This is a genomic window from Nocardia sp. TBRC8007 (assembly GCF_056629435.1).
This window is the reverse complement of sequence record NZ_JBWSOR010000269.1, coordinates 1-207: the sequence shown is the minus strand read 5'-3', so window position 1 is coordinate 207 and position 207 is coordinate 1. Positions and strand designations below refer to the sequence as shown.

1 protein-coding gene is annotated in these 207 nt (G+C 66.7%); it reads right to left on the bottom strand.

Annotation, left to right across the window (positions count from 1 at the left end):
• Positions 1-207 (bottom strand): hypothetical protein (locus ACX4ZE_RS23610; RefSeq protein ID WP_480275673.1); only part of this gene is annotated, 207 nt, incomplete at both ends.

Sequence of the window (207 nt, the reverse complement as noted above, 5' to 3'; positions counted from 1 at the left end):
ACATCCGGTGTGTGTCGACCAGGTCACCGCGGTGGTGAACCCCAATCGTGTGCCGAGGGCATGCAGGTCCTCCGGGAGCAGTCCCGCACCGACTCGATCGGCACCATCGGCCACGATCTGTTCGGACCCGATTCGGCCGGGACTGCAGGTGAGCGACTGCCCCGCTCGGAGTTGTTCGACCGCGTGGACGTCGTCGACGAGTCCGAG